Genomic DNA, 19,593 nt, shown 5'->3' with positions numbered 1-19,593 from the left:
GTCATGAGCAACCACAGCTTCGTCATCGACGCCCAGCAGAGCCAGGATGCCTCGGTCGGGGACTTCCTTGAATTGGACGGTCCTGAGGCGCACCACGCGGTCACCGTCAAGCGGGCCGCCGCCGGCGAGCACCTGGACCTGCTCGATGGCAAGGGGCTGCGCCTGACCGTGGAGGTCGTCGCCACCGCCAAGGATCTGCTGCGCGTCAAGGTCCTGCGGCGCACCGAGGAAGCCGTCAGCGATCACCCGGTGACCCTGGTCCAAGCCCTGTCCAAGGGGGACCGCGACCTGCAGGCTGTTGAGGCCGCCGTCGAGCTCGGAGTCCTGGCGGTGCGCCCCTGGCAGGCCGACCGGTCGATCGTGCGCTGGAACGTGGCGAAGGTCGACAAGGCCATGGCTAAGTGGCGTGCGCAGGTGCGTTCTGCGCAGAAGCAGTCGCGCCGCGCCTATGAGCCAGAGGTATTGGAACCGATGGGTTCCAAGGAGCTGGCCAAGTCCATTGCCGCTGATGCCGATCGCGGCGCTCTGGTGCTGGTCCTGCATGAGCAGGCTGTGGATTCGGTCGCGCGGCACGTGCAGTCGTGGCTCGCCGAGGCGCAGGCCGGCCAGGAGGTCATCATGATTGTCGGTCCGGAAGGCGGCATCTCGGACACGGAACTGCAGTCCTTCGTGGAAGCAGGTGCGCATGCAGCCCTGCTCGGCCAGCACGTGCTGCGCGCTTCGACCGCCGGTCCGGCGGCGCTGGTCTTGATCCGCCATCTGATCGGCGAGATCTAGCTTCATGCAATCTTGCGAGCATCGAAAGTGCTCCGTGCAAGCCTAGGGCGCGCGCCTGCGCTCGGCTTGTACGGAGCAATTCTGCTTTTGGCGGGCGCACAAGTTTCTTGCACCTCGAACTGGCATGGCCCAGGCGACCGCCATCCGGCTCGACGTGCAGAATCTTCGTTCGCCGCAGTGCATACCATGGTTGTGAAGGCAGTTTCGCAGGCAACCTTAAGCGGGAAAATTCGGCGCTCTCGCGCCATTAATTGCTGTTCGCGGGACAGGGATCGTGGCCTTTCGAGGTCTTTTGCAACCACGTCAGGGCCGCTGCAGGAAACCGGGAACCGGCCGGCAACAGTGGCGGTACGCTACTCGACGCGGAAGTCGCTGATGACCTTGCCGGCCAGATGCTCTGATCCGGTTTCAAGTCCCCAGAAAGTCAGCCGGTAGGATCCGGCACGCAGATCGGTGGTCAGGGTGAAGGAACCGTCGTCCTTGATCTGTCCGGGATTGACCTGCTTCTGGGCGGTGATCACCGTGAGCTTGCCGTCGGCGTCCTTGCGCTGCAGGGAGTAGAAGGTGCCGATATCGAACTGCGTGGTTCGGCCATTGATCTTGATCGAGCCGCTTTTCAAGGTTGCGCCGAATTGCGGATCAATAATCCAGATCGGTGCAATGAACTCGGCATCGCGTGCGTAGACATCCTTGAGCCGGAAGCCGTCGAAGACCGTTGCGTTGGCTTGTCCGTCCACCAGGATGCGGACCGTTGGGGCGGTGTCGCCGACAACCAGGCCAGAGTTGGCGGCGGCTGCCGTGGCGGTGAACACGAGCTGCTGGATGGCCCGTTCGGAAAGTCCCTGATCCAGGCGGGCGCTGAACACCTTGGCCGGAAGATCCAACGTGATGACATTCGCGTTGCTGATGGAAACGCCGATTTCATCGGTTGGCTTCAGGTGAGTATAGCGCTTCGGCTTCATCGGGTCTGCCGTGAGCAGCGTCCAGATCGCATCGCCAATGGGTTCCTGATGGCGGGTGTCCTGGAAGTATTCGCGGTACAGGTACACGCCGGTGTCCGTGTTTTCCAGCCAGTAGACCGGCAGGCTGGCGGCCATGCCGACATCCTCGCCAGCGTCGGTGGCGCTCGGCAGGTTCAACGATGCGGCCGCGGGGGTCGAAGGCATCTCATAGGAGCTCTCGCGATTCGTCAAACCGCAGCCTGCGGCGACGACGAGAGCGGCAGTGACTCCCAAAACGCCGAATCGACGTGGAATCTTCCGCAAGATCCTTGATTGCACTGCGAACCAATCCGTGGTGATTTATTGCTGTTTCGGTCCGCGGCAGTTGCGGAACCGCTCTCAAGCTTGCCATATTCGAGGCGGCTAACTGGCTAAGAATGGCCCAACTTACTAATCCGTAATCAAATCTATATGTTCACCACTTGCTCTTATTAGCATCATTCAAGAGTACTTTCAGGTATTCCCGCTTACGCTGAGACCTGAATTTTCTCCGGATTGGCCTGCGACTCGATAGAATGGCAAGCACAACAATTCTCGAACACTACGAAGCTCGCAAAGGGGCGCCGCGCACTGCATGCAGGTTGAACAGAATAATGCGACAACGGAGAACGGATCCGCGTCGCTCACCATCAGTTTTGATACGGCTGAGCTCATGATTGCCACGCTGGGCCCCAATGACGAGCTATTGCGGATCCTCTCCGGGGCCTACCCGCAGGTCAGCTTCCGCCCCAACGGCCAAGCCCTGGCCCTGGTCGGCGACCCGCAGCAAGTCCGCAAGGCCCAGCGCGTCACCGAGGAAGCGCGTGCGCTGGCTACCCGCGGCTCGCGCATGAGCGCCGAAACCATCGAGCAGATCATCAAGATGCTCAGCGCCGGCAACCCGGATGCGCCCACCGACGTCCTGGGGTTGAAGATCCTCTCGGGACGCGGACGCTCCATCCGGCCCAAGACTGTGAACCAGAAGAGCTATGTCGACGCCATCGAGGATTCGACCATCACCTTCGGCGTCGGCCCGGCCGGCACCGGCAAGACCTTCCTGGCCATGGCCATGGCCGTCGCCGCCCTGCAGGACAAGCAGGTCAACCGCATCATCCTGACCCGTCCTGCGGTCGAGGCGGGGGAGAAGCTGGGCTTCTTGCCCGGCTCGTTGACCGAGAAGATCGACCCGTACCTGCGCCCGCTCTACGACGCCTTGCACGACATGGTCAATCCGGAAACCATTCCGCAGCTGCTGGAAGCCGGAACCATTGAGGTTGCACCGCTGGCCTATATGCGCGGCCGCACGCTCAATGACGCCTTCGTGATCCTGGACGAAGCGCAGAACACCACCACCGAGCAGATGAAGATGTTCCTCACCCGCCTGGGGTTCGGCTCGAAGATGGTAGTGACCGGCGATGTCACCCAGGTGGATCTGCCGAACAATGCCACCTCCGGGTTGCGCATGGCCAGCGATGTCCTCGACGGCATCGACGACATCAGCATCTGCCGGCTCGACTCTTCGGATGTGGTGCGCCACCGCCTGATTGCCGACATCGTCACAGCCTACGACCGTTGGGATGACACCCGACGCAAAGAACACAACCGGGGACGCCGCAGCAAATGAGCATCGAAGTAAATAACGAAACCGAGTACGACGTCGACCTCAAGGACGTCAACGCCTTGGCCGAATCGGTGATGCGGGCCATGTTCCTGCACCCGGAAACCGAAGTGTCCCTCGTTTTCATCGACGAGGACGCCATGAGCGCCCTGCATGTCGAGTGGATGGATCTCGAAGGCCCTACCGACGTAATGAGCTTCCCGATGGATGAGCTGCGTCCCGGCACCGCCGGCGCGCCAGGGGAGAACGGCATCCTTGGCGACATCGTGATCTGCCCTTCGGTCGCCGAAGCGCAGGCCAAGGCCGGCGGGCACAGCACGCACGACGAGATCCTGCTGCTGACCACCCACGGCCTGCTGCACCTGATGGGCTTCGACCACATGGAACCAGCAGAAAAGGAAGAGATGTTCGCGCTGCAGCGCAAGCTGCTGGAGTCCTACACCGGCCGCCCAGCACCGAAGGAAACGGTGGAATAGCCCGGTGGAAATCGTCTTGCTGGTCCTGGCCCTGGTTTTCATGGCCTTCTCGGCCGTGCTGACCGCGGTCGACTCGGCCTTCTATGCGTTATCCCGGCACGCGGCCGAACGCCTGCGCGCCGAATCGAACTCCAAGGCGCTTTCCGCGATCCTGGATGAGGCGGAAAGCCATGCCCAGGCGGTGAAGTTCTGGCGCATCTGGTTCGAGACCGCTTCGGCGGTCGCCGTGGCCCTGCTCGTTTCGCAGTGGATCGCGAATGTGTGGCTGATCGGCATGATCTCGACGATTGCCATGGCTGCCCTGGGCTTCGTCCTGGTCAGCGTGTCCCCGCGGCGCTATGGGCGCTCCAACGCGCAGACCGTCGTTCAGTCCACGGCCACCCTGGTTCGCTTCCTGCGCTTGGTCCTGGGTCCGGTCACCAACTGGCTGGCATCCATCGCCAAGGCGCTGAGCCCCGGCGGCGCGGACGGCGAAGGCTACCTGGGCAAGGAACGCCTGCGCGATCTGGTGGATCGCGCCTCCGAAGGCGAGGATCTGGACGAGGAATCGGCCGAACTGATCTCCTCGGTGATTGACCTGGAGGAGACCAGCGTCCGCTCGGTGATGGTGCCGCGCACCGACATGGTGGTGCTGGATGCTGATCATTCGTTCCACAGCGCCATGGACCTGTTCATCGCCTCCGGCTTCTCCCGCATCCCGCTGATCGGCGAGGATACCGATGACATTCAGGGCATCATCTACCTCAAGGACCTGATCCGCGAGATCCACGGCCTGCAGCAGGCGCAGTCCCTGGCCGACCTGGCGCGCAAGGTCCGCTTCGTTCCCGAATCGAAGTCCGCGGCAGAGCTGATGCAGGAACTGCAGCAGGAGTCCATCCACCTGGCAGTCGTCATCGACGAATACGGCGGCACCGCGGGCCTGGTGACCCTCGAAGACCTGCTCGAGGAAATCGTGGGCGAGATCGACGACGAGTATGATCGTTCCCGGGCCGAACTGATCGAGAACCCCGACGGTTCGATCTTCGCCGTGGCCGCCGCATCCATTGACGATGTGGCCGACCACTTCGGCATGCACATCGAGGAAGAGGACGTCGATACCGTCGCCGGCCTGCTCTCCAAGGCCCTGGAATCGGTGCCGGTACTCGGTTCCACCGCTGATGTGCACGGCCTGCGCCTGACCGTGGTGGCCCTCGCCGGCCGCCGCAACCGTATCGGCAAAATCCATGTAGAGCGCCTGGAAACAGACGCATCCGACCATATTGAGAACGACGAGGATTCCTCAGATGAGTGAAAACCAGAACCTGCTCGCCTCCAGCGGATGGCCCGAGGGCTTCCGCTCCGGCTTCACCTCCTTCGTGGGCCGCCCGAACGCCGGCAAGTCCACGCTGACCAACGCGCTGGTGGGCCAGAAGGTGGCCATCACCTCCGCCAAGCCGCAGACGACCCGCCACACCATCCGCGGCATCGTGCACCGCGAGGACGCGCAGCTGATCCTGGTCGATACCCCGGGCCTGCACCGTCCGCGCACCCTGCTCGGCCAGCGCCTGAATGACCTGGTCGCCGAGACCCTCTCCGAGGTGGACGCGATCGGCTTCTGCATCCCGGCCAACGAGAAGATCGGCCCGGGCGACCGCTACATCGCCACGCAGCTGGCGCAGCTACAGCGCAAGCCGATCATCGCGCTGGTCACCAAGGCCGACCTGGTGGACCGCGAGCAGCTCGCGCAGCAGCTGATCGCCGTCGCCGAAATGGGCACGCAGAACTTCGGCGAACAGGGGTTCGCCGCGATCGTGCCAGTCTCCGCGGTCAAGGAGTTCCAGGTCGAAGAGGTGGCCAATGTGCTGGTCGAGCACCTGCCGGCAGGCCCTCCGCTGTACCCGGATGGCGAGCTGACTGACGAGCCGGAAGCCAAGATGGTTTCCGAGCTGATCCGCGAAGCCGCGCTGGAAGGCGTGCGCGACGAATTGCCGCACTCGCTGGCAGTGGTCGTCGAGGAAATGGTGCCGCGCGAAGGACGCAGCGAAAACAACCCGCTGATCGACATCCACGTCTCGCTGTTCGTCGAGCGCTCCAGCCAGAAGGCCATCATCATCGGCCGTGGTGGTTCGCGGCTGCGCGAGGTCGGAACCAATGCCCGCCGCGGCATCGAGAAGTTGCTGGGCACCAAGGTCTACCTTGACCTGCATGTGAAGGTCGCCAAGGACTGGCAGCGCGACCCGAAGCAGCTCGGGCGCCTGGGCTTCTAGGCCGCGCGCCGCCGCACCGGGCCAACGCCCAACTTCGTCCCCAGGACCGCGCCGGTCTTGGGGACGCGCTGGATAGGCAGCCTCCTACTTGGCCAGGCGGTTGACGATCTGGCGGGCCACCAGCCGATCCACGCCGGGCAGACGCGTGGAGTTGATAATGAATCTCCGCATCCGCAGGGCCAGCTGGTTGCGCGGCAGGAAGCTGTTGGCCGCACGCCGCCCCGAAGCCTGGGCCGTGTCGATCTTCGGCCGCATCGCCTTCTCGTACCGTGCGAGGGCGGGCGGCAACTGCCCCGGTTCGGTGGCACTGCCCACCGCATCGCCCAGGGCGGCCGCGGCGCACACGGCCATCGCCCCGCCCTGGCCGGCCAGCAGCGAGACCGAGGCCGCCGCATCCCCGATCAGCACCACCGGGCCGGCATGCCAGGAATCCATCACCACCTGCGCGACGGCATCGTCATAGGGGTCATCCGGGCATTGCATCAGCAGCCGGTCCACCTGCGCGCCGCAACCGGCGAAAATGCTGCGCAGCCGATCGCGGGCCGGCCCGACGGGCGCCCCGTATTCATGGCGATAGACCAGGAAAGATGCCACCTCGTCGCTGCGCAGCCCATAGATTCCCGCGGTGCGGTCAACCGTATCGGTGAGCACGAAGCGGTTCTTGAAGCGCCGGTTCAGCTCGGGATCCCGGATGATGAAGGCTGCCGCCCGCATTCCCAAGGGGCGCAGGAACGCCCCTTCCGGACCGAAGAACCTTGCCCGGACCGTTGAATGGATGCCATCGGCCCCGACCAGCAGATCCGCAAGCTCCGGCTGGTTCTGCCCCTTGATGCGGATCTGGGCCCGCTGGCCATGGATGTCCAGCTGGTCGATATGAACCCCGTAGCGCAGCTGGACCCGCGACGGATCGGCATCCTGGAGCGCGGCTCGCGCGGCCGCTTCCATGTCCGGGCGCAGCAAGGTGAGCACCCTGCCGCCGGCGAGATCGGAGAACTTCGAATAATCCAGCGACGCTGTCGGCTTGCCCCGAGGATCCACATATTGCGCAGCCTGCACACGGTAGGCGGCCTCGGCGAGATAGGGCAGCAGTCCGATGCGCTCGGACGCTTCAATGCCCGGACCGAAGAAGTCCATCATGTAGCCGTCCGGGCGAGGGGCATCCGATCGCTCAAGCACCAGCACCTCCCAGCCGGCCAAGCCCAATTGCCTGGCCGCGACCAGTCCGGCGATTCCAGCGCCAACGATAATCGCCCTCATCAACCAACCTCCTTTGGCGTGTGGTGTGGTGGAACCCATTCTTCGCCGGCGCCATCATCCTGTCCACCGCAGCGCACCAGCGGCCTGTCCAATATGTGACACGGAGGTGACACAAGTTTCACCTGCCTGCACAGCGTGGTGCTATGCTCATCTCGTGCATTTCGAGCTTCTACTACTACTCAGCCGCTGCGAGGATCCAAAGGACCGCTAGTGGTCTACAGGCCGACCCCTCGTCGCGGAGTAGCTCTTGTCTGGCCCCACAAAGTAAGCACTATTTTTGTCTAGGGGACCCAAAGAAATGCAGAACATGCAGAAATCTTCGAACATGCCAATCCACAAGTATGTTCCATTCCAGGACCAGATCGAGGTCAATCTGCCCGATCGCACCTGGCCTGACAAGTACATCACCAAGGCCCCGCGCTGGTGCGCGGTCGACCTGCGCGACGGCAACCAGGCGCTGATCGACCCGATGAGCCCCGAACGCAAGCACAAGATGTTCGACCTGCTGGTGCAGATGGGCTTCAAGGAGATCGAGGTCGGCTTCCCGTCCGCCTCGCAGACCGACTTCGACTTCGTGCGCCAGCTCATCGAGCAGAACCGCATCCCCGAGGACGTCACCATCCAGGTGCTCACCCAGTCGCGCGAACACCTGATCGAGCGCACCTACCAGGCGCTGGAAGGCGCCAAGCAGGCCATCGTGCACCTGTACAACTCCACCTCGATCCTGCAGCGCGAGGTCGTCTTCCGCCAGGACGAGGACGGCATCGTGGACATCGCCGTCAATGGCGCGCGGCTGTGCAAGAAGTACGAGGAACAGCTGACCGGCACCAAGATCACCTACGAATACTCGCCGGAGTCCTACACCGGTACCGAGCTGGAATTCGCCAAGCGCATTTCCGAGGCGGTCGCCGAAGTGCTGGAGGCCAGCCCGGAGAACAAGATGATCCTGAACCTGCCGGCCACTGTGGAAATGGCCACCCCGAACGTGTACGCGGACTCCATCGAGTGGATGCACCGCAACCTGGCCAACCGCGACTCGATCATCCTCTCGCTGCACCCGCACAACGACCGCGGCACCGGCGTGGCCGCCGCGGAGCTGGGCTACCTGGCCGGCGCGGACCGCATCGAAGGCTGCCTGTTCGGCAACGGCGAACGCACCGGCAACGTGGACCTGGTGACCCTGGGCATGAACATGTTCGGCCAGGGCGTGGACCCGCAGATCGACTTCTCCGACATGGACCACATCCGCCGCACCGTCGAGTACTGCAACCAGCTGCCGGTGCCCGAGCGCAGCCCGTACGGCGGCGACCTGGTGTTCACCGCCTTCTCCGGCTCGCACCAGGATGCGATCAAGAAGGGCCTGGAAGCGATGGAAGCCAAGGCTTCGGCTGAAGGCAAGGACATCAATGACCTGGTCTGGGCTGTTCCGTACCTGCCGGTCGATCCGAAGGATATCGGCCGCTCCTACGAAGCAGTGATCCGGGTCAATTCGCAATCCGGCAAGGGCGGCGTGGCCTACTTGCTGAAGAACGACTACAACCTGGATCTGCCACGCCGCGCGCAGATCGAGTTCTCCGGCGTCATCCAGCGAAAGACGGATACCGAGGGCGGCGAGATCTCCTCGCAGCATATCTGGGATGTCTTCCAGGACGAGTACCTGCCGGTCAGCGAGGATTCGGGAATGAACTCGTGGGGCTACTACCAGATCGCTTCGGCCACCGCGGCTTCGGCAGAGGATGGCAGCTTCCGCCTGGATACCAAGCTGATCATCGACGGCGTGGCCCATGAGCGCAGCGCCCAGGGCAACGGTCCGGTCTCCGCACTGGTCAAGCTGCTCAACGACGATGGCGTGGATCTGCGCGTGCTGGACTACTCCGAGCATGCCATGAGCGAAGGCGGCAACGCCCGCGCCGCGGCCTTCGTCGAATGCGCCGTGGGCGATCGCATCCTCTGGGGAATCGGCCTGGACACCAATACCAACATCGCGGCGCTGAAGGCCGTGGTCTCTGCGGTCAACCGCGCAATCCGCGACAGCAAGTAGGCAGCCGGCAGAACCTGCCGCCAGCAAAACGCCACGGCCAGCCCACTCAGCTGGCCGTGGCGTTTAGTCCTGCACGGTATTCTCGGCCTTTCTGCCCGGTTCAAGTCGCGGAGTGCCTCGAACCCTTTGGATTCGGCCCCGGTAGATGCCGGTTTGCTCGTGCAACTGCCATGTCCGCCGGCGAATCGGAACTCCTGGTATTCAAGCGATTCAGAACTTTGGCAGTTGAAGTGGGAGAATACTGTCTGTGTCCAGATCAGGTTTCGCTTCCAAGAGCTACCACACCCGTGGTCTGGTCTTGCGCACCCATAAGCTGGGTGAAGCCGACCGGATCATCACGCTGCTGACCCCCAACGGAATTGTCCGTGCCGTGGCCAAGGGCGTACGCCGGACCTCGTCGAGGATGGGCGCAACGCTGGAACCTTTCATGGAAGTCAATGCCCTGCTGGTGATGGGCCGGAACCTCGATATCGTCTCGCAAGCCCAGCTGCGCAACCCCTACGGCCAGCTGCTGGTCATGGATTACCCGAGCTATACGGTGGCCAACGCCATGTCGGAGATCGCCGAAAGGCTGCTCGAGACGGACAGCGATTCAACGCTCCAGCAATATCAGCTCTTCCACGGTGCGATCGCGCTGCTCTCCAAGCAGAGGGTCGATTCCGGGGCCGTGCTCGATTCCTATATTCTGCGGGCGCTGTCGGTCGCTGGTTGGGCACCGTCATTCACCAATTGCGTGCGCTGCGGCAAGCCTGGCCCGCATCAAGCACTGCACGTCCAGCTTGGCGGCGTGGTTTGCCCCGAATGCCGCCCTTCCGGGTCATTATCCCCGCACCCCATCACCATCGAATATCTGCAGGCCCTATTGGAGGGGGACTGGTCCACCGTGGCACAGGCAGGACCCCGTGCGCGCAAGCAGGCAGCAGATATCGTGGCCAATTACTTGCAATGGCACCTAGAGCGTGCAGTGAATTCCCTACGTCTTGTGGAGAGAAATTGAAGAAGCTTCCAAAGATCACCGGCCGCCGAGGCCCCGTTGCTCCCTTTGCGCACCCGGAGAATCCACAGGTGCCGACCATTCCCCAGGAGCTCATCCCTGAGCACGTGGCGATTGTCATGGACGGCAATGGGCGGTGGGCCAACCAGCGCGGACTGCCGCGTACCGAGGGGCATCGTGCAGGCGAAGCCGCGCTGCTCGATGTGATGGCAGGCGCCGTGGAGTTGGGTGTCAAATATGTTTCGGTCTATGCGTTCTCCACGGAAAACTGGAAGCGCAGCCCAGAGGAAGTCCGCTTCCTGATGGGCTTTTCGCGTGATGTCCTGCGCCGCCAACGCGATACGTTGAATTCTTGGGGCGTGCGCATTCGCTGGTCGGGCCGGGAGCCCAAGCTCTGGAAGTCAGTGATCAACGAGCTCAAAGAAGCCGAAGAGCTAACCAAGGACAACTTGGGATGCCAGCTGACCATGTGCGTGAACTATGGCGGTCGGGCAGAACTTGGCGACGCAGTCAGCCAAATTGCCCAAGATGTCGCTGCCGGCAAGCTTCGCGCCAGTTCCGTTGGCGAAAAGACCATTGCCAAGTACCTACATGCGCCAGAACTCCCAGATGTAGATCTCTTCCTGCGGACCAGTGGCGAGCAGCGCACCAGCAACTTCCTGCTGTGGCAGTCGGCCTACGCGGAGATGGTCTTCCTGGACCAGTTGTGGCCGGATGTCGACCGGCGGACGCTGTATGCCGCGGTGGAAGAATACGCAAAGCGCGATCGCCGCTACGGCGGAGCCGTCGACAAGCCCCAGGGGTAGGACGTTCAGCGCGCTGTGCCCACCATCCGCAGCCAAAGGCTCAAGTCGCGATACGCCGCGGCTCTGGCCGGTTCAGCGGAGGTGAACACATCGTGCATTGCTCCGGGAATTTCGGACAGGGTAACGAAACTGCCCAGCTTCATCGCCCGCAGGCGAGTCTGCTGAACGTCCAGTACCGAATCGCAATGCTGCATATCCGGGGAGTAGGTCGTGCCGATGTGGGTCCGGTCCGAGGTGAGCACGAAGATCGGCTGCTGGAGTTTCAGCCCTTTGGCTACTAGTGCATGGCCATCGAAGATCGTTTTCAGCCATCCCGCGGTATTCGGAAAAGCGACTCTTGGCCGCCACAGTCGATGAACATCCCACTGGCCGTGGCTGTCGGTACTCAGTGATTGCCAGTAATGGTCGAATTCCGGCCCGCTGAGCTTCCGGCGCGGATTCGTGCGGGTGATCGCTTCCATCAGGCCATGAATGGGAATGCGCAAGAAGGCTGTTCCCTGAAATTCGAGCCATGGAGCATTCAGCACCAGAGCCTTGATCTCTGGTTGCCGGCGGGCAATCCACAAGCTAAGAATCAGTCCGCCGGTCGAGTGCCCTTGGGCCACTACTGGCAGGACCGGATGCTCCTTGCGCAGCAGTTCCAAAGTCGCTTCAAGCTCTTCGTCGAAGTCCGCCAAGTCGTCAACGTATCCGGGCAAGGCATGTTCTGCTCTCAAGCTGCGACCATGCCTGCGCAGATCCAGTGCGTAGAAGTGGTATCCGTGGTGATGCCAGAAAGCAGCCAGTTCACGGTTGTAGAAATAGTCGCTCCAGCCGTGCACGCTCAGCACGATTCCCTGCGCCTTGCGCCCGAGACGTTGCCGGAATCCTGCCGGGCGGTACCGAATCAGCGTTGCCACCGCCGGGCCTTCGGCATCGGTTCCGAAATCCAGGGTTAGGTGCTCGAAATCGGGTCCCAGCGGATCTTCAACCCATTGCCCCGGGCGGGTGGAAGACATGAAGTCGGGCCAGTTGCTGCTTTCTGGGACGACGAAGTGCTTCATATCTTGAATACTACCCACCTCAAGTTGTCTGTTTCGGCCTCTTCGCGGGAAAATGGGTCTATGCGCATATACCCACTGGTCTTCAAGCACGTCTTCACCAAGATGGATCCTGAACAGGCTCACCATTTTGCCTTCAACGCGATCAAGATTGCGCAACGTGCAGGGCTCACCAAAGTAGCACGCAAATTCTTCGCCCCGGCACCCAAACTGAATCGCACCGTCATGGGTATCGACTTCCCATCGCCATTTGGATTGGCTGCCGGTTTCGACAAGGGAGCCACCGGCATCTTGGCGTTGAGCGACATAGGTTTCGGCCATGTTGAAATCGGGACGGTTACCGGACAGGCCCAGCCCGGCAATCCGCAACCAAGGCTTTTCCGTCTGGTTGACGACCGCGCGGTTATCAACCGCATGGGCTTCAACAATGAAGGTGCCGAGCGCGTGGCTGCCCGCGTCGCCGGTGCCCGCCAGGAGCTCAAGTCTGATTACGCTGGAACCCGTCCGGTGATTGGCGTGAATATCGGCAAGACCAAGGTCGTGGAGTTGGAGGATGCGGTCGCGGATTACCTGTCGTCCACTCGCCAGCTGGCGATCCACGCGGATTACCTGGTGGTGAACGTTTCAAGCCCGAACACCCCAGGACTTCGCCTGCTGCAGAGCGTCGATTCTCTTCGCCCGCTGCTTTCGGAAGTTGGCCAGCTGGCTGACAAGGTTGCAGGCCGGCACATCCCGCTGCTGGTTAAGATCGCTCCCGACTTGAGCGATGAGGACGTTGCCGATGTCGCGCGCTTGGCCATCGAACTTGAACTCGATGGCATCATTGCCACCAACACGACTATCGGTCGTGAGAACTTGAATAGCGATGCCGCCAAAGTTGAAGAAATTGGTGCCGGCGGACTATCAGGGGCTCCGCTCAAGCAGCGATCGCTTGAGGTTCTTCGCCAGCTGCGTTCATTGGTTCCTGCCGAAATGGCGTTGATTTCCGTCGGCGGCGTGGAAAATGCCACGGATGTGAAGGAACGCCTGGACGCGGGCGCGGACTTGGTGCAGGGCTACACTGCATTCCTCTACGAGGGTCCGTTCTGGGCACGTTCCATCAACAAGGATCTGGAGCGCATGCTCTAGAGCGTTGGGCGGGCAAGCCCCTCATCACTCTGGTACGGCCTCGATTTTCACAATCGGGGCCGTACGTTCAGCTACTGCGAAGCTGGCCCGATAATGGCCTCGTGTGCTATCTCGCGCACGTGATGAAGCCAGAGCCAGGGAGACAGGGGAGAAGCTGGCAATTTAGAGCGACAGGCTCCAGGAATCCTTGTATCCGCGTCCACAAGCACGAGACTCACCTCCAGATACAAGGCTGTATGGAAAATTTCCAGCTGGAACTGCCCGGTAGATGAAGATCTCCATTCTTCTTGTATTCGCGTTCACAACGTTATAACCCTGTACCACATGGAAGAATTGGATTAGAAAAGGGGCAAGCTCATGCGAGCTTGCCCCTCAGTAGTCTAGCTGGATCGACTAGTCGATAATTTCGCCGCGCTTGACCTGCGGCTTCGGCAGGCGCAATTTGCGGAACTGCATGCCGCGCATCGCAGCGTACATGCGTACGCCCTTCTCCATGTGGCCGAACTTGGCAGTCAAGCGCTTCTTCAAGATTATGGAAGTCACGATGGCCTCGACGATGATCAATGCGATCACGACCCACAGGGCCAGCTGCACGAACATCTGAACCTGCAGATTGCTCTGGAATACCAGCGAGATGACCAAGAAGGCCAGGATGATGAACATCATGAACTCGCCGAACATCCAGCGGGAGTCAATGAAATTCCGGGTGTAGCGCTTCTGCTCGCCCTTATCGCGCGGCATCAGGTAGCGTTCATCGCCAGTTTCGTTCGCCAAGCGTAAACGGTTCTGGGCTTCGATGCGTCGTTGACGTTCAGCCTCTTTCGCGGCCTTGCGATCAGTAGGAACCAACGGGCGTTGCCGGTTCGCCTGCTGCGCACTGCGCTTGGGCGTTGGACCGGTCTTGCGGCCGTCGGTGGATTCCGGGGCCTGCTGAGCAGGCTCCACATTTACGGGGGATTGAGGTTCATCCTTCTTACGTCCAAACACCCCTCCATCTTAGCCGGGATTCGACAACGGCGTGACACTCGATGCCCGTGGAATTGCTAGGCTGAAGACATGACCGAGAATACTACCTTCGACGCCGCTGCTAACGGTGTCGATATTGCCGCGCTCAAGAGCCACATCGAAACAAACTTCGAGAAGATCCTCGAAGAGCTCACCTCCCTGGTCGCGATCCCAAGCATCGCATGGGAATCCTTCGACCCGCAGAACCTGGAAAAATCAGCTGCTGCCGCTGCCGAATTGGCGAAGTCGGCTGGCATGGAGACCGTGGAAATCCTGCGCGAACCAGCGCAGAATGGCGCTATGGGCGCACCTGCCGTTGTCGCGCAGCGCAAGGCGGCCCCCGGGAAGCCGACCGTGCTGCTCTACGCGCACCACGACGTCCAGCCCCCAGGCAACGAGGCAGACTGGAATACCCCGGTCTTCGAAGCCACGAGGGTAGGGGACCGGCTGTTCGGACGCGGCGCCGCCGACGACAAGGCGGGCATCATGGTGCACATCGCTGCGATGCGCGCCGTGCTGGATCTCGTCAGCGACTTCGGCGTTGGCGTAACCTACTTCTTCGAAGGCGAAGAAGAAGCAGGCTCCCCTTCCTTCCGCAACTTCTTGGAAGCCCATCAGGAAAAGCTGGCGGCAGACGTTATCGTCGTTGCCGACTCGTCCAACTGGTCAGTTGGAACTCCGGCGCTGACCAGTTCATTGCGCGGCATGTGCGCGGCAGAGATCACCGTCCGCTCGCTGAACCATGCGGTCCATTCTGGCATGTTCGGCGGCCCAGTTCTCGATGGCCCCATCCTGGCTGCCAAGCTGATTTCCAGTTTCCACAATGACGATGGCTCCGTGGCCGTTGCGGGATTGGTCGCCAACGACGCTGCCGAAGTCGATTTCGATGAAGCCGAGTTCCGCAAGGATTCCGGCGTACTGGATTCCTTCCAGCTCGCTGGATCCGGGAAAATCACCGACCGCTTATGGAATAAACCAGCACTGAGCGTAATTGGAATGGATATCCCAAGCGTTGACCACTCATCGAATACCTTGCTGCCGGCAACTCGCTTCAAGGTATCGATGCGGCTGGCGCCAGGGCAGGACCCAGCCGATGCGCTCAAGGCCCTTGAATCACATGTCAAGAGCATTGACCTGCGTGGCGCCGAAGTTGGATTTGTGGCTACGGAAGCGGGCAACGCCTACAAGGCCGATTTGGATGCTTCAGCTAATGACACTGCACGCTGGGCCCTGGAACAAGCTTGGGGTGTTGTACCAGTGAATATGGGGCTGGGTGGATCAATTCCATTCATTGCAGATTTGCTGGAAGTCTTCCCGCAGGCCCAGATTCTCGTCACTGGCGTCGAGGATCCTGATTCGCGCGCGCATTCAGCCAACGAGTCGCTACATCTGGGCGACTTCCAGCATGCCATTGAGGCTGAAGCGCTGATGCTGGCAAGGATCAACGCCGAGGGACTATGAAGCGTGTCATACGGAGAGACGCAAGAGGAGAAATCTTCAGCGTAGCGACGTAGGATAGAAGCAAGAACAGAGGTGCCAGCTCCAGAACAAATCTGGGGCTTGGTACCGCATCGAGCAGTATGGGAGGAAAATCATGACTGCATCTGTTGACCAGACCAAGGGCGACCCAACCGAGGTTCCAACCCACGAGGTAGAAATTTCCGACGTGGCAGCGGCCAAGGTTCGCTCGCTTCTGGAGCAGGAAGGTCGGGATGATCTTCGTCTCCGCATCGCAGTGCAGCCAGGAGGCTGCTCGGGCCTGATCTACCAGCTTTATTTCGATGAGCGCATGCTCGAAGGCGACGCTGTGCGCGACTTCGACGGCGTTGAAGTCATCGTCGACAAGATGAGCGTGCCTTATCTTGCTGGCGCATCCATTGATTTCGAGGACACCATCTCGAAGCAGGGCTTCACCATCGACAACCCCGCCGCATCCGGCTCCTGCGCGTGCGGAGATTCCTTCCACTAGGCCGTAGGGAACTAACGCCGCTGTTCAAACGTTGAAGAAATTTCTCGTTAGTACAGCGGCGTTTTTCGGCATTCTGACCCCAAAGAGGGTAAGCTCTACATTAAGTAGTAAAACTATGTTTCCCTTCGTGAGCCACCTCACCGTGCAACTCGTTTAAACCACGAGGTGACTTATGAAGACCACATTCTGCACCAACAAAGAGGAAGGGCCGTCTGTGAGTTCGCAAGACCGAACCGGCAGTCGCGGGTCCGCTAAAGCCAAAGTACTGGCTTTAGTCGGCACTGGCGCATTGCTGTTGACGGGATGTACAGCGGAGGCAAAACGCGGTTGGCTCCCAAACGTGGAGCGCGATACCACCAACCACACCGGGGCAATCCAGGATTTCTGGGTTAACTCGTGGATCGCTGTTATTGTCATCGGCGTATTGACCTGGGGATTGATGCTCTGGTGCGTCATTGCCTACCGTCGCCGCAAGAACGATACGGGTTACCCGCGTCAGCTGAGCTACAACCTGCCATTGGAGATCTTCTACACGGCCATTCCTTTGGTCCTTGTTCTAGTCTTCTTTAGCTTCAACAACAACCTGGAAAAGCAGATCAACGCTCCTGTTGATTCTGAGGTTGTAGTGGACGTCCGAGCCAAGCAATGGGCCTGGGACTTCAACTACAGCTACCAGGGCACCGAGAAGTACTTTGCCGGCGAACAGGCTCACTTGAACACCGATGGCTCGGAAGGCGTTCGCGAAGAACTGCCAACCTTGTACCTGCCAGCAGGCAAGTCGGTAACCCTTGAGCTCAATAGCCGCGATGTCATCCACTCCTTCTGGGTCCCAGCCTTCTTGCAGAAGCTGGACATGATCCCAGGCAAGACCAACTACATCTACCTGACTCCGCAGGTTGAAGGCAGCTACGACGGCAAGTGCGCCGAGCTTTGCGGCGAGTACCACTCGGAGATGCTCTTCAACGTCGAGGTTGTCAGCGAGTCCGAGTTCAAGGCTCAGCTGGCGAAGATGGAAGATGGTCACATTGGTGAAGAATACGACCGTCAGCCAAATGCTGTAAACGGCGTAGTAGTAGAGCACGGGGAAGGAGAGTAATCATGACAACGTTTGAATATGCGACTGACGACGTAAAGTCGATTGCCCCAGCCGTAGTGCCGAAGTCTAAGGGTCGTCTGTTCGTCGACTACATCACTTCGACCGACCACAAGAAGATCGGGTACATGTACCTGATCAGCTCGTTCATCCTGTTCTGCATCGGCGGCCTGATGGCGCTGCTGATTCGTGCAGAGCTGTTCGAACCAGGCATGCAGATCCTGCAGACCAAGGAACAGTACAACCAGCTGTTCACCATGCACGGCACCGTCATGCTCCTGATGTTCGCAACCCCGCTGTTCGCTGGTTTCGCCAACGTCATGATGCCTCTGCAGATCGGCTCGCCGGATGTGGCCTTCCCACGTCTGAACGCCTTGGCATTCTGGTTCTTCTCGCTGGGCTCGATTATCGCCCTGGCCGGCTACCTCACTCCTCAGGGTGCAGCTAGCTTCGGTTGGTTCGCGTACGCACCGCTGTCGAACACCACCTTCTCGCCAGGCATCGGCGGCGACCTCTGGGTCTTCGGCCTTGCACTGTCGGGCTTCGGTACCATCCTTGGCGCCGTCAACTTCATCACCACCATCATCTGCCTGCGCGCGCCTGGCATGACCATGTGGCGCATGTCGATCTTCTCGTGGAACACCCTGATCACCTCGTTGCTGGTCCTGATGGCCTTCCCGCCGCTGGCAGCTGCCCTGTTCGCACTGGGTGCAGACCGCCGCTTCGGCGCTCACATCTTCGATCCGGACAATGGCGGTGCCGTACTCTGGCAGCACCTGTTCTGGTTCTTCGGCCACCCTGAGGTATACATCATTGCCTTGCCGTTCTTCGGCATCGTCTCTGAGATCTTCCCAGTGTTCTCCCGCAAGCCGATCTTCGGCTACAAGGGCCTGGTCTTCGCGACCATCGCAATTGCCGCCCTGTCGGTTTCCGTGTGGGCACACCACATGTACGTCACCGGCTCGGTCATGCTGCCATTCTTCGGCTTCATGACCATGCTGATCGCGGTTCCAACCGGTGTGAAGTTCTTCAACTGGATCGGTACCCTGTGGCGCGGCTCGATCACCTTCGAAACCCCCATGCTCTGGAGCATGGGCTTCATGATCACCTTCCTGTTCGGCGGCCTCACCGGCATCATCCTGTCGGCTCCGTCCCTGGACTTCCACGTATCGGATACCTACTTCGTTGTGGCCCACTTCCACTACGTGGTCTTCGGTACCGTCGTGTTCGCGATGTTCGCTGGCTTCTACTTCTGGTGGCCAAAGTGGACCGGCAAGATGCTCAACGAGCGCCTTGGGAAGATCCACTTCTGGTTGCTGTTCATCGGCTTCCACGGCACTTTCTTGATCCAGCACTGGCTGGGCGTCATGGGCATGCCACGTCGCTACGCCGACTACATGCCTGAAGATGGCTTCACCACCATGAACCAGGTATCGACCGTCTTCGCATTCATCCTGGGTGCATCGATGATTCCATTCTTCTGGAACGTGTGGGTAACCCACCGAAACGCCAAGAAGGTTGAAGTTGACGATCCATGGGGCTTCGGCGCATCGCTGGAGTGGGCAACCTCTTGCCCTCCACCACGTCACAACTTCCACTCCATCCCTCGCATCCGTTCGGAGCGTCCAGCACTGGATCTGCACCACCCGGAACTGAGCGGACGGGTTACCCCCGAAACTCCGGTTGCGAAGATCTTCGGCTCGGCTGACCAGAAGGACGTATAACGATGAAAGTTGAATCCTGGATTTTCCTGGGTGGCGTCTTCTTCTTCACCCCGGTAGCAATTGTCTACGGTTACATGACCAACTGGGAAGAATGGGTCGGATTGCTGGCCTTGATCATGCTGGTTGGACTCTCGGCAATGGTAGGCGGCTACTTGCTGTTCACCGCTAAGCGCGTTGGCAACCGCCCGGAGGACCGTGTGGATGGCGAAATCCACGAGAACGCCGGCGATATCGGAATGTTCTCCCCATGGAGCTGGTGGCCATTGGTCCTGGCATCCGCGGCAGCTGTTGGCTTCCTTGGCCTGGCTGTCGGCTGGTGGGTCTTCTTCATCGGCGCCGGCTTGGCCGTCGTTGGTGTGACCGGCTGGGTTTACGAATACAGCCGTGGCGATCACGCTCACTAAGCAGTAACCCTGACGGGGTGGCAAGCACTTTTGCT

General features: G+C 60.8%; 18 protein-coding genes. 14 read left to right on the top strand and 4 right to left on the bottom strand.

Going from position 1 to position 19,593, the window contains the following annotated elements:
• Positions 1–3 precede the first annotated feature (3 nt).
• Complete coding sequence (locus ATK23_RS05340) at positions 4–777, top strand: 16S rRNA (uracil(1498)-N(3))-methyltransferase (protein ID WP_066138397.1); 774 nt, start codon at positions 4–6, stop codon at positions 775–777.
• Between the two features lie 353 nt (positions 778–1,130).
• Here ATK23_RS05340 and ATK23_RS05335 read toward each other — a convergent pair whose 3' ends face one another.
• Positions 1,131–2,042, bottom strand: a complete 912-nt coding sequence (locus ATK23_RS05335; protein WP_157066318.1) for a GerMN domain-containing protein — start codon at positions 2,040–2,042, stop codon at positions 1,131–1,133.
• Positions 2,043–2,352: 310 nt separating this feature from the next.
• Here ATK23_RS05335 and ATK23_RS05330 point away from each other — a divergent pair, with 310 nt between their 5' ends.
• From ATK23_RS05330 to era, 4 genes are read left to right on the top strand one after another with little or no spacing between them, the layout of a single operon-like run.
• Entirely contained in the window at positions 2,353–3,381 is a 1,029-nt protein-coding gene (locus ATK23_RS05330; RefSeq protein WP_066138391.1) for a PhoH family protein, read from the top strand.
• Positions 3,378–3,851, top strand: a complete 474-nt coding sequence (gene ybeY / locus ATK23_RS05325) for an rRNA maturation RNase YbeY (RefSeq protein WP_066138388.1) — start codon at positions 3,378–3,380, stop codon at positions 3,849–3,851. Before ATK23_RS05330 ends, ybeY begins: the two co-directional genes overlap by 4 nt.
• A gap of 4 nt (positions 3,852–3,855) precedes the next feature.
• A complete protein-coding gene (locus ATK23_RS05320) occupies positions 3,856–5,142 on the top strand; it encodes a hemolysin family protein (protein WP_174520596.1) in 1,287 nt (428 codons plus the stop codon).
• Positions 5,135–6,097 carry a GTPase Era gene (gene era / locus ATK23_RS05315; RefSeq protein ID WP_066138385.1) on the top strand — a complete coding sequence of 321 codons (963 nt, stop codon included), beginning with the start codon at positions 5,135–5,137 and terminating at the stop codon, positions 6,095–6,097. Before ATK23_RS05320 ends, era begins: the two co-directional genes overlap by 8 nt.
• A gap of 84 nt (positions 6,098–6,181) precedes the next feature.
• Here the strand turns inward: era and ATK23_RS05310 are convergent, their stop codons facing one another.
• Entirely contained in the window at positions 6,182–7,354 is a 1,173-nt protein-coding gene (locus ATK23_RS05310; protein WP_066138382.1) for an FAD-dependent monooxygenase, read from the bottom strand.
• Between the two features lie 298 nt (positions 7,355–7,652).
• Here ATK23_RS05310 and leuA point away from each other — a divergent pair, with 298 nt between their 5' ends.
• The 3 genes from leuA to ATK23_RS05295 all read left to right on the top strand — a co-directional run bounded on the left by leuA (position 7,653) and on the right by ATK23_RS05295 (position 11,195).
• Complete coding sequence (gene leuA / locus ATK23_RS05305) at positions 7,653–9,395, top strand: 2-isopropylmalate synthase (RefSeq protein WP_066138379.1); 1,743 nt, start codon at positions 7,653–7,655, stop codon at positions 9,393–9,395.
• Between the two features lie 247 nt (positions 9,396–9,642).
• Positions 9,643–10,392, top strand: a complete 750-nt coding sequence (gene recO, locus ATK23_RS05300) for a DNA repair protein RecO (RefSeq protein WP_066138376.1) — start codon at positions 9,643–9,645, stop codon at positions 10,390–10,392.
• Positions 10,389–11,195: an isoprenyl transferase gene (locus tag ATK23_RS05295; RefSeq protein WP_066138373.1), complete on the top strand. Its 807-nt coding sequence runs from the start codon at positions 10,389–10,391 to the stop codon at positions 11,193–11,195. The genes recO and ATK23_RS05295 overlap by 4 nt, the downstream gene beginning before the upstream one ends.
• A gap of 5 nt (positions 11,196–11,200) precedes the next feature.
• On the opposite strand, the gene ATK23_RS05290 is transcribed toward ATK23_RS05295, so the two are convergent.
• The gene (locus ATK23_RS05290; protein ID WP_245858485.1) at positions 11,201–12,193 is read right to left on the bottom strand and encodes an alpha/beta hydrolase; all 993 of its coding nucleotides are present in this window, start codon (positions 12,191–12,193) and stop codon (positions 11,201–11,203) included.
• A gap of 105 nt (positions 12,194–12,298) precedes the next feature.
• Between ATK23_RS05290 and ATK23_RS05285 the strand changes: the two genes are divergently transcribed.
• Complete coding sequence (locus ATK23_RS05285) at positions 12,299–13,363, top strand: quinone-dependent dihydroorotate dehydrogenase (protein WP_066138367.1); 1,065 nt, start codon at positions 12,299–12,301, stop codon at positions 13,361–13,363.
• A gap of 393 nt (positions 13,364–13,756) precedes the next feature.
• Here ATK23_RS05285 and ATK23_RS05280 read toward each other — a convergent pair whose 3' ends face one another.
• Positions 13,757–14,350, bottom strand: a complete 594-nt coding sequence (locus tag ATK23_RS05280) for a DUF3043 domain-containing protein (protein WP_038991084.1) — start codon at positions 14,348–14,350, stop codon at positions 13,757–13,759.
• Positions 14,351–14,419: 69 nt separating this feature from the next.
• Here ATK23_RS05280 and ATK23_RS05275 point away from each other — a divergent pair, with 69 nt between their 5' ends.
• The 5 genes from ATK23_RS05275 to ATK23_RS05255 all read left to right on the top strand — a co-directional run bounded on the left by ATK23_RS05275 (position 14,420) and on the right by ATK23_RS05255 (position 19,558).
• Positions 14,420–15,829 (top strand): M20/M25/M40 family metallo-hydrolase, encoded by a 1,410-nt coding sequence (locus ATK23_RS05275; RefSeq protein ID WP_066138364.1) that lies wholly within the window; start codon positions 14,420–14,422, stop codon positions 15,827–15,829.
• A 133-nt stretch (positions 15,830–15,962) separates the two neighbouring features.
• The gene (locus ATK23_RS05270) at positions 15,963–16,337 is read left to right on the top strand and encodes a HesB/IscA family protein (protein WP_038991082.1); all 375 of its coding nucleotides are present in this window, start codon (positions 15,963–15,965) and stop codon (positions 16,335–16,337) included.
• A 214-nt stretch (positions 16,338–16,551) separates the two neighbouring features.
• Complete coding sequence (gene ctaC, locus ATK23_RS05265; protein ID WP_066138361.1) at positions 16,552–17,433, top strand: aa3-type cytochrome oxidase subunit II; 882 nt, start codon at positions 16,552–16,554, stop codon at positions 17,431–17,433.
• Between the two features lie 2 nt (positions 17,434–17,435).
• The gene (ctaD, locus tag ATK23_RS05260) at positions 17,436–19,154 is read left to right on the top strand and encodes an aa3-type cytochrome oxidase subunit I (RefSeq protein WP_066138358.1); all 1,719 of its coding nucleotides are present in this window, start codon (positions 17,436–17,438) and stop codon (positions 19,152–19,154) included.
• Between the two features lie 2 nt (positions 19,155–19,156).
• The gene (locus ATK23_RS05255; protein WP_038991079.1) at positions 19,157–19,558 is read left to right on the top strand and encodes a cytochrome c oxidase subunit 4; all 402 of its coding nucleotides are present in this window, start codon (positions 19,157–19,159) and stop codon (positions 19,556–19,558) included.
• Positions 19,559–19,593: the final 35 nt, after the last annotated feature.

Origin of the sequence: Glutamicibacter nicotianae (assembly GCF_002797775.1) — a bacterium.
Lineage (GTDB): Bacteria > Actinomycetota > Actinomycetes > Actinomycetales > Micrococcaceae > Glutamicibacter > Glutamicibacter nicotianae.
Note: the sequence above shows the minus strand (reverse complement) of the source record. Positions and strands in the feature narration are given on the sequence as shown.